10 protein-coding genes are annotated in these 8,433 nt (G+C 65.3%); 4 read left to right on the forward strand and 6 right to left on the reverse strand.

The features are described from left to right. Positions 1 to 31: 31 nt before the first annotated feature. The 3 genes from KYN89_RS13400 to fghA are packed head-to-tail and all read left to right on the forward strand — an operon-like array spanning position 32 to position 2,350. Positions 32 to 1,141: an S-(hydroxymethyl)glutathione dehydrogenase/class III alcohol dehydrogenase gene (locus KYN89_RS13400; protein ID WP_222825505.1), complete on the forward strand. Its 1,110-nt coding sequence runs from the start codon at positions 32 to 34 to the stop codon at positions 1,139 to 1,141. After that, positions 1,141 to 1,509 (forward strand): cupin domain-containing protein, encoded by a 369-nt coding sequence (locus KYN89_RS13405; RefSeq protein WP_197637529.1) that lies wholly within the window; start codon positions 1,141 to 1,143, stop codon positions 1,507 to 1,509. Before KYN89_RS13400 ends, KYN89_RS13405 begins: the two co-directional genes overlap by 1 nt. A gap of 1 nt (position 1,510) precedes the next feature. Continuing rightward, on the forward strand, positions 1,511 to 2,350 hold the full coding sequence (gene fghA, locus KYN89_RS13410; protein WP_248285223.1) for an S-formylglutathione hydrolase: 840 nt from the start codon (positions 1,511 to 1,513) through the stop codon (positions 2,348 to 2,350). 13 nt (positions 2,351 to 2,363) lie between these two features. Here the strand turns inward: fghA and KYN89_RS13415 are convergent, their stop codons facing one another. From KYN89_RS13415 to KYN89_RS13425, 3 genes are all read right to left on the reverse strand, one after another. Then, on the reverse strand, positions 2,364 to 3,644 hold the full coding sequence (locus tag KYN89_RS13415) for a sensor domain-containing diguanylate cyclase (RefSeq protein ID WP_222825506.1): 1,281 nt from the start codon (positions 3,642 to 3,644) through the stop codon (positions 2,364 to 2,366). 94 nt (positions 3,645 to 3,738) lie between these two features. After that, positions 3,739 to 4,359 carry a nucleotidyltransferase family protein gene (locus KYN89_RS13420; protein WP_222825507.1) on the reverse strand — a complete coding sequence of 207 codons (621 nt, stop codon included), beginning with the start codon at positions 4,357 to 4,359 and terminating at the stop codon, positions 3,739 to 3,741. Then, positions 4,356 to 5,324 carry an XdhC family protein gene (locus KYN89_RS13425; RefSeq protein WP_222825508.1) on the reverse strand — a complete coding sequence of 323 codons (969 nt, stop codon included), beginning with the start codon at positions 5,322 to 5,324 and terminating at the stop codon, positions 4,356 to 4,358. The genes KYN89_RS13420 and KYN89_RS13425 overlap by 4 nt, the downstream gene beginning before the upstream one ends. Positions 5,325 to 5,526: 202 nt before the next feature. Between KYN89_RS13425 and KYN89_RS13430 the strand changes: the two genes are divergently transcribed. Further along, positions 5,527 to 5,796 carry a metal-sensitive transcriptional regulator gene (locus KYN89_RS13430; protein WP_010235679.1) on the forward strand — a complete coding sequence of 90 codons (270 nt, stop codon included), beginning with the start codon at positions 5,527 to 5,529 and terminating at the stop codon, positions 5,794 to 5,796. A gap of 13 nt (positions 5,797 to 5,809) precedes the next feature. On the opposite strand, the gene KYN89_RS13435 is transcribed toward KYN89_RS13430, so the two are convergent. From KYN89_RS13435 to KYN89_RS13445, 3 genes are read right to left on the reverse strand one after another with little or no spacing between them, the layout of a single operon-like run. Next, entirely contained in the window at positions 5,810 to 6,238 is a 429-nt protein-coding gene (locus tag KYN89_RS13435) for a tautomerase family protein (protein ID WP_248285224.1), read from the reverse strand. A gap of 23 nt (positions 6,239 to 6,261) precedes the next feature. After that, positions 6,262 to 7,755, reverse strand: a complete 1,494-nt coding sequence (locus KYN89_RS13440; protein ID WP_346727240.1) for an aldehyde dehydrogenase family protein — start codon at positions 7,753 to 7,755, stop codon at positions 6,262 to 6,264. 17 nt (positions 7,756 to 7,772) lie between these two features. Continuing rightward, complete coding sequence (locus tag KYN89_RS13445; RefSeq protein WP_222825511.1) at positions 7,773 to 8,225, reverse strand: MarR family winged helix-turn-helix transcriptional regulator; 453 nt, start codon at positions 8,223 to 8,225, stop codon at positions 7,773 to 7,775. Positions 8,226 to 8,433 lie beyond the last annotated feature (208 nt).

Here is an 8,433-nt window from a genome sequence, read left to right on the forward strand (position 1 = left end):
ACACAGACCCCGCGAGAAGGAGAATTCCCCCATGAAAACCCGCGCAGCCGTCGCCTTCGAAGCAAAGAAGCCGCTCGAAATCGTCGAACTCGATCTGGAAGGCCCCAAGGCCGGCGAAGTGCTGATCGAGATCAAGGCGACCGGGATCTGCCACACCGATGCCTACACGCTCGACGGGTTCGACAGCGAAGGCCTGTTCCCCAGCGTGCTCGGCCACGAAGGCGCCGGGATCGTGCGCGAGGTCGGCGCGGGCGTGACATCCGTGAAGGAAGGCGATCACGTCATCCCGCTCTACACCCCCGAATGCCGCCAGTGTAAGATGTGCCTCTCTGGCAAGACCAACCTGTGCAGCGCGATCCGCGAGACGCAGGGCAAGGGCCTGATGCCCGACGGAACCACGCGGTTCAGCTATCAGGGCAAGCCGATCTACCACTACATGGGCTGCTCGACCTTCTCGAACTACACCGTGCTGCCCGAAATCGCGGTCGCCAAGATCCGCGAGGACGCGCCGTTCCACACCAGCTGCTATATCGGCTGCGGCGTCACCACCGGCGTGGGTGCGGTGGTCAACACCGCGGACGTGCGCCCGGGCGACAATGTCGTGGTCTTCGGCCTCGGCGGAATCGGGCTCAACGTGATCCAGGGCGCGCGCATGGCGGGGGCCGACCGGATCGTGGGCGTCGACATCAACCCCGACAAGAAGCCCTACGCCGAACATTTCGGGATGACCGATTTCGTGAATCCGAAGGATGTCGACGATGTGGTCGCGCATCTGGTCGAAATGCTCGACGGCGGGGCGGACTATTCGTTCGACTGCACCGGCAACACCGAGGTGATGCGCCAAGCGCTCGAATGCTGCCACAAGGGCTGGGGCACCTCGATCATCATCGGCGTCGCCGAAGCGGGCAAGACGATCGAGACGCGCCCGTTCCAGCTGGTCACGGGCCGCAACTGGCGCGGCACCGCGTTCGGCGGGGCCAAGGGCCGCACCGATGTGCCCAAGATCGTCGACTGGTACATGGACGGCAAGATCCAGATCGACCCGATGATCACCCACGTGCTGAAGCTGGAAGAGATCAACAAGGCGTTCGACCTGATGCACTCGGGCGAGAGCATCCGCTCCGTCGTGGTGTACGACTGATGGGCAGCGCAGCCCCGGCAAAGGTCAATCTGGCCGAGAAGTTCGCCCTGTTCTCCGAGCACTGGTCGCCCCGACTAGCGGCGCGCTACAACGGTAACGAGGTCCGGCTCGCGCGGGTCGAGGGAGACTATCACTGGCATTGCCACCCCGACACCGACGAGCTGTTCCTGGTGGTCGAGGGAGAGCTCGACATCGAGTTTCGGGACCGGGTCGAGCACCTCGCGCAGGGCGAACTGATTGTGGTGCCGCGCGGCGTCGAGCATCGTCCCCGCGCCACCGCCGGCGAGGCCAAGCTGCTGGTGATGGATGCCGACGGCACGCCCAATACCGGCGACGCCGCGACCGCCTTCGTTCCGGTGGAGGTGTAGGATGGGCATCGAAACCGTCAGCGAGAACCGCAGCCATGGCGGGACGCAGGGCGTCTATCGTCACAAGAGCACAGCCACCGGCACCGACATGACCTTCTCCGTCTTCGTGCCCGATCACGAGGCAGGAGCGAAGCTGCCGGTGCTGTGGTATCTCTCCGGCCTCACCTGCACCCACGCCAATGTCACCGAGAAGGGCGAATATCGCGCGGCCTGCGCAAAAGCCGGGATCATCTTCATCGCCCCCGACACAAGCCCGCGCGGTGAAGGCGTTGCCGATGACGATGCGTACGACATGGGCCAGGGCGCGGGGTTCTACGTCGATGCGACGCAGCAACCGTGGGCGCCGCATTTCCAGATGCGAAGCTATATCGAGGACGAGCTGCCCGCGCTGATCGCCGAGCACTTCCAGGTCGATATGGCGCGCCAGGGAATCACCGGCCATTCGATGGGCGGCCACGGAGCGCTGACCATCGGCCTGAGGAACGCGGATCGCTTTGCGTCGATCAGCGCGTTCAGCCCGGTCGTCGCGCCCGCCAGCGTGCCGTGGGGCGAGAAGGCGCTATCGGGCTATCTGGGTGAAGACCGCGCAGCATGGCGTGCATACGACGCCTGCACCCTGATCGAGGATGGCGCGCGCGCCGACGCGCTGCTGGTGGAACAGGGCACCGCGGACCAGTTTCTGGAAGAACAGCTCAAGCCCGAACTGCTGGCGGAGGCGTGCGCGAATGCGAACATCCCCCTCACGCTCAACATGCGCGACGGGTACGATCACAGCTATTACTTCATCTCGAGCTTCCTGGCCGATCACGTGGCGTGGCACGCCGAGCGGCTCAAGGCCTGAAGCCGGCAGGCAGTTAGCTGACCACGAGGCGGGCGGTCACGTTTTCGCCCGCCTTCTTGGTCATTACCGGCGGTGCGGCATGGACCTGGTTCTTGCCCATCGCCTTGGCTTCGTAGAGCGCGGCGTCGGAGGCGGACAGCAGATCGCCCGATGACTTGGCGGTCTCGGGGATCGAGGCGACGCCGATCGAGGCAGTCACCCGGCAACCATGCTGTTCCGAGAGCGATTCGATGCGAGCGCGTACCTGTTCGGCACGCATCAACGCATCGTCGATCCCGCAATCGGGCAGGATCACCAGCAGTTCCTCCCCGCCATAGCGGCATACGATGTCCGAAGGGCGCAGCGCACCGACGACATTCGCGGCAACATCCTTGAGCACGGCGTCGCCCTTGGCATGGCCATGTTCGTCGTTGAGCGTCTTGAAATTGTCGAGGTCGATCATCAGCACCGAGGTCGACTGGTGCTGGCGCTGGGCCAGCGCGAGGAAGCGGTCGAGCGTGTCTTCCATGTAGCGGCGGTTGTACAGCCCGGTCATCGGGTCGCGCAGCGACTGGGTGCGAAGCTGTTCGCGCAACGAGATGTTGGACAGCGCGAGCGAAGTCGAATCGGCCAGCGCCCGCGCGATCCGGCGGGCTTTGTCGACATTGGAGCACTTGCCGCCACGATCGCCCAGCACCAGCAGGCCGAACACCTGCCCGCGCGCCATCATCGGCACTTCGATGCTCGCGACATCGCCGATATAGTGGGAACAGCACAGCGACTGTTCCTGCGGGTTGTTGAAATGGTCCTTGCCGCGCTTCAGCGCCCAGCAGTTGGACGGCACCAGACTATCGGACGCGGCATAGCCCTCGGGCATGTCCCAGCTGTCGATCAGGTCGAGCCGGTCGCGCGAATTGTTGAAGACGTAAAGGGCGACGCCGCAGCCGGGCAGCAGCTTGCGGCTGGTCGCGCGCAGCACCTGCGCGGCATCGGCATTGCTGTCCGCGCTTTGCAGCGTGTCGGTCATCGCGAACAGCTCTTCGATCTGTTCTTGCGTCTCGTTGATGCCGTGAAGGCGCGCCTTGTTCTCCGCCGACTGCGCTTTTCTGACCCAGTGGATCGCGAGGCTCAGCGCGAAGGCCAGGAACAGATGCCCTGCCCCCAGAACCTGCAACATGGTGACCCACGGTCCCGTCACCAGCGGAATGCACAGCACCGCCACCAGCGCGATGACCAGTGCGTAGCGCAAGGCAATCTGCGCCAGCACATAGAACAAGGTCCCGTTGCGACCTTGCAATAGAGTCTCCGGCATCATCAACACAGCCCTCCCTGTACCGATGGCTAGGCCCAAATCGTAAATCAGTGCCTAACTAATGACCGCGCGTTCCTACCAGAGGTATAAGCCGCGTCTACGCGCGCGCGTAGACGCGCAGATCGTCCCGCGTGTCGATATCGACGATACAGCCCGGATCATCGACCGGCAGACGGACTACGCCGGGATGATCCTTTATCAGCGCGCGCGCGCCGCGATCGCCCTCCAGCTGCGCGACCCCCTCGAACAGCGCCCGCGACAGCGCGACCGGATGACCGGGAGCCTGCCCGAAAACCGGGTAGGCCGCCGGGGCTCCGCCCAGCACCGCGCGCAGAGCCTCGCCCGCGAGCTGCCCGCTGAGAGCCGGCATGTCGCCGAGGAAGATCGCCACCGCCCGCGCATCGGCGGGAAGCGCGCCGATTCCCGCTTTCAGCGACGCGGAGAGACCCTGCTGCCAGCTGTCGCAGTGCACGAATTCAGGCCGCGGCGTCTGCGCGGCCAGCACCGCCTCGCGGACTTCCTCGGCGTCGGCGCCTACGACCAGGCGGACCGATTCCACCGGCGCGGCGAAGGCGGCCCGCACCGCCCGGCAGATCAGCGGCGTGTCATCGAGCCGTGCGAGCAGCTTGCCGCCACCGAACCGGCTCGCCCCACCCGCCGCCAGCACGATCGCGTGGCATCCGGCGAGCATTGCCTCGCGCCCAGCGTGGCCTGTCATGCGGATTCACCGCTAGTGCGAGACCGGGCGTCGGCGACGATCTCGGCGATCACCGCCAGCGCGACCTCCCACGGCGATGCCGCGCCAATAGGCAGGCCGATCGGGGCCTTGAGGCGGTCGATCTCGCCCTCGCGCAATCCTGCGGCGCGCAGGCCAGCCCTTCGCTCGTCCAGCTTGCGCCGCGAGCCGAGCACCCCGACATAGCCCGCCGACCCGGCAAGTGCGGGCACCAGCGCCTCCCGATCGCGCTCCAGATCGTGCGTTGCGACGGCGATGGCCGTCCATGGGTCGGGCGCGATGCTCGCCAGCGAATCGGCCAAGGCGCTGCGCAGCACCGGCACCTCCAAAGGCGTCTCGCCTTCCGGGGCGAAGGGCGCGAGGAGCACGGTATCCCAGCCAATCCTCTGGCCAAGTGCGGCGATCGCGAGTGCGAAGGGGTCTGTGCCGACCACCGCCAGCCGCTGCGCGGGATCGTAGCGACGGCGGACCCGCGCGCGAGGAGCCGGGTCGGTCACCCCATCCTTGCTGCAGCTTCGGTGCTTGCCGTCGCTGGTCCACAAGGCGGGTTCGCGCGCCAACGTCAGGCGGCGCAGATCGTGAACTGCCGCATCGTCGGGCGGGACCCGCTCGAGCTCCACTTGGATCCTTCCACCACACGGCAGGCGAATGTCGATGAACGGGCTGCCCTCGCCATAGACCAGCCGCCGCGGCTGCCCGTCGGCAATCGCCTCGCGCGCGTGGAGGGCGACGTCCGCCTCGATGCAGCCGCCCGAGAGGAAACCCCAATAGCTAGCTGCCGTGACCAGCATCTGTGCCCCGACCGGGCGCGGCCCGCCATCGGCCGCCACGATCGTGGCCAGCGCGAACGTCTCGCCGGCGTCGGCCGCGCGGAACATCTGCGAGCGGACATCATCCACCAGCCCCTCGGTCGGCCACTCTCCAATGCCGGGTTCGGCAGCGCTCATGCGGCCACCGTCATGCCGTCTTCGTCATGGGCAAATGGCTGATTTGGGGAGGGCTTATACATTTTCTGCACCGCTAGCAGGCCTGCCCGCATTGGGGCCAGCGAAACAGTCAGACCTTGTCGCCCCCGCTCCAAGCACCAGATTGAACCCCCACCCGCGCAGGCCTATACCCCCCTTGAGTATGCAGATACGAGCGTTGAGAATGAGCGACACCAAGACCGCCAAGATCAATCGGCTGAACCGGATTGCCGGGCAGGTGCGCGGCCTTGCGCAGATGATCGAGGATGATCGCTATTGCATCGACATCCTGCATCAGATGCAGGCGGTCAAATCCGCGCTCGCCAAGGTGGAGACCCAGGTTCTGAAGGATCACGCCGCCTGCTGCGTGGCCGAAGCGATCGCCAGCGGCGACGAGGGCGACCAGCGCGAAAAGTTCGAGGAACTGATCGAGCTGTTCGCCAAGCGCCGCTGACTGCGTAGAGTTCTCAGGCTGCGAAGTCGTAGGGACTCGCCGCGTCGTCGGCCTTCCACTTGCGCTCGGTCTCGCTGTCGGGAAGCGGTGCGGGGTAGCCTTGGATGCGCCAGAGCTTGAACGGCGTTTCGTCGAAGTGAACCTCCCAGCGATAGCCCATATCCGAGGTGAAAGCGGCCAGCGACGCGCTCACACGGTTAAGCCATTTCTGGGCGAGTGCATCCTCGGAGAACTGCCGGGCGATATGATCGACCGCGATGCGGACGAAATCGTCGGTCGGCTTGCCGCTGACGAACATCCTGTCGCGCGGCATCTCGTGGAACACCACGCCCACGTAGAAGGCCGGGAGCATCGGGTAGAAATCGACGATGGTCTTCGCGATCTCGGCCTTGGTCTCGGGCGTGTAGGCATCGACCGGGTGATAGATGGTCCAAAGTGGCATTTCTTCTTCTCCTGTGGTGGTGATCAAGCGCCCAGCGGCGGCGTCCCGCAGGGGACCGCCGTGACGAGTTTGCGATTCAGAAATTCGCCGAACCCTGCCTCGGCCAGTTCGCGCCCGAAGCCCGATTGGCCGATCCCGCCGAAGGGCAGATCGGCCTGGGTGCGCGATGCCTGATTGATGAAGACCATGCCGCTGGCGATGCGGCGCGCCATGCGCCCGGCCGCCTCGATGTCTTCGGACAGGATCGAGGCGCCGAGCCCGAACGGCGTCGCGTTGGCGAGGGAGACGGCCTCGTCATCGCTGCCCACGGCATCCAGCATCAGGACCGGGCCGAAGAATTCCTCGCGATAGACCGGGTTGTCCGGCGCCATGTCGGCCAGAATTGTCGGCTCGAAGTAGAACCCCGCTCGGTCCATCCGGCTGCCGCCAGCCACCAGGCGCGCACCGTGGGCCACCGCCCGGTCGACCTGATCCTGGAGCGTTTGCGCCGCGCGCGCCGAGACGAGGGGGCCGAGCTTGGTCTTCGGGTCGCCCGGATCGCCTGCAGGAATCGTCGCGAATATCCGCGCAAGCGCGGCCTCCAGGATCTGTGCCCGCTCCTCGCCGACGACGATCAGCCGCTTTGTCCCCACGCAGCACTGGCCGGTATTGAGTAATCGCCCGAACAGGGCCTGCTGAACCGCCCATTCGACCGGCGCATCCTCGCGCACGATCATCGGGTCGCTGCCGCCGAGTTCCAGAACCACCTTCTTCAGGTTGCGCCCCGCCTGTTCGGCAATGGCAGCGCCGGCCCGTGTGCTGCCGGTGAGGGTGACGCCCCTGATCCGAGCGTCCGCGATCAGCTCGCCGATCTGGTCGTGCGACGCGAAGATATTTGTATATACACCTTTGACGTCGCAGTGCTTTTCGAACAGCGCGGCAATCTCCACCGCGCATTCGGGGACCAGCTCCGAAGGCTTCACGATCACAACGTTGCCCGCCGCAAGCTGCGGTGCGGCGACGCGGAAGATCTGGTAGAACGGAAAATTCCACGGCTCGATCGCGAGGATCGGCCCGATCGGCTCTTTCAGGACGAGCGCGCCCTCGACGCCGGGTACCTGCTCCGGGGCGAGGAATTGCCCGGCATGGTCCGCGTAATAGTCGCAGATCTGCGCGCAGAGCTGGATTTCGAAATAAGCCTCCTGAACCCTTTTGCCCATCTCGCTGACGATGACCGAGGCCAGCCGACCGGCATCCTCGCGCAAGCAAGCGGCAACCGCGCGGAGCATTGCGCTGCGGACAGACAACTCGGTGCCTCGCCAGACCTCGAAGGCGTCCGCAGCCTGCTGCACGGTCGCTTCGAGCGCCTCATTCGTGATCAAGGCGAATTCCGCCCCGGGTGAAGCGGTGGTGGGGTTTATCGACTGGTATTGCATGGACTGCCCTCTGCGACTTGGGATCGGCGACGATGACCACCGCCTCCCGACCAAAGCATGCATATACATGTTAGACGTATGCACGCAAGTCCCGCGGCACATCTGCGGCGGCGCGGTCGCTAAGCGGTCCTGAGATCGGTCAGGCGGCTGCGAACGCCCGCCACGTTTTGCGGGCCGAGGCGCGCTTCAAGATCCTGCTGCGTGTCGAGCCAGCGGGGATAGACCTCGCGCAGCGTCGATAGCCCCTTGTCGGTCAGGACCAGTTCCTGCGCGCGCCCTTCACTACCGGGCGGCTCAACATGACCCGACTTGCGCAGTTTTGCCAGATTGCGCGACAGGGTGCTCGCTTCGATGTCGAGCCATTCGCCAAGCTGCGCGATCGAGGTCGGCCGGTATTTGGCGATCGTCACCAGCAACGTGAATTGCGTGATCGTTATCCCGCTTCCGGCGAGCGCACGATCATAGGATCTCCCGATGACGCGGGCCGTCCTGAGGGTCGGCGCAGCAAGACACCTCGACGTGATCTCGTCGAGCATCGTCCTGTCGTCGGGAGTTTTCGCTTCGTCGGTCATCGGGCTATCATGTGCTCGGCCACCTCTCGATACCGGGCTCTTGTACGACGCCCGGGCCGGCAATGGCAGCGGATCATATCTCGCTCCGCTTAACACGCAGGAACATGTATGTGCAATCTCACTGAGATTATATCAAGTTTCAGCGATCCCCCGCTGAAAGCGCGTCTCACCCCATGGGAACTATGCTGAGCGATGTGCCGTGGCAGGA

The organism is Alteriqipengyuania abyssalis (assembly GCF_019857185.1).
Classification (GTDB): Bacteria; Pseudomonadota; Alphaproteobacteria; order Sphingomonadales; family Sphingomonadaceae; genus Alteriqipengyuania; species Alteriqipengyuania abyssalis.

Excerpts from the sequence above, each read along its gene's own strand:
- KYN89_RS13400 (WP_222825505.1), top strand. The coding sequence starts at position 32 with ATGAAAACCCGCGCAGCCGTCGCCTTCGAAGCAAAGAAGCCGCTCGAA.
- KYN89_RS13405 (WP_197637529.1), top strand. The coding sequence starts at position 1,141 with ATGGGCAGCGCAGCCCCGGCAAAGGTCAATCTGGCCGAGAAGTTCGCC.
- fghA (WP_248285223.1), top strand. The coding sequence starts at position 1,511 with ATGGGCATCGAAACCGTCAGCGAGAACCGCAGCCATGGCGGGACGCAG.
- KYN89_RS13415 (WP_222825506.1), bottom strand. The coding sequence starts at position 3,644 with ATGATGCCGGAGACTCTATTGCAAGGTCGCAACGGGACCTTGTTCTAT.
- KYN89_RS13420 (WP_222825507.1), bottom strand. The coding sequence starts at position 4,359 with ATGACAGGCCACGCTGGGCGCGAGGCAATGCTCGCCGGATGCCACGCG.
- KYN89_RS13425 (WP_222825508.1), bottom strand. The coding sequence starts at position 5,324 with ATGAGCGCTGCCGAACCCGGCATTGGAGAGTGGCCGACCGAGGGGCTG.
- KYN89_RS13430 (WP_010235679.1), top strand. The coding sequence starts at position 5,527 with ATGAGCGACACCAAGACCGCCAAGATCAATCGGCTGAACCGGATTGCC.
- KYN89_RS13435 (WP_248285224.1), bottom strand. The coding sequence starts at position 6,238 with ATGCCACTTTGGACCATCTATCACCCGGTCGATGCCTACACGCCCGAG.
- KYN89_RS13440 (WP_346727240.1), bottom strand. The coding sequence starts at position 7,755 with ATGTGCCGCGGGACTTGCGTGCATACGTCTAACATGTATATGCATGCT.
- KYN89_RS13445 (WP_222825511.1), bottom strand. The coding sequence starts at position 8,225 with ATGACCGACGAAGCGAAAACTCCCGACGACAGGACGATGCTCGACGAG.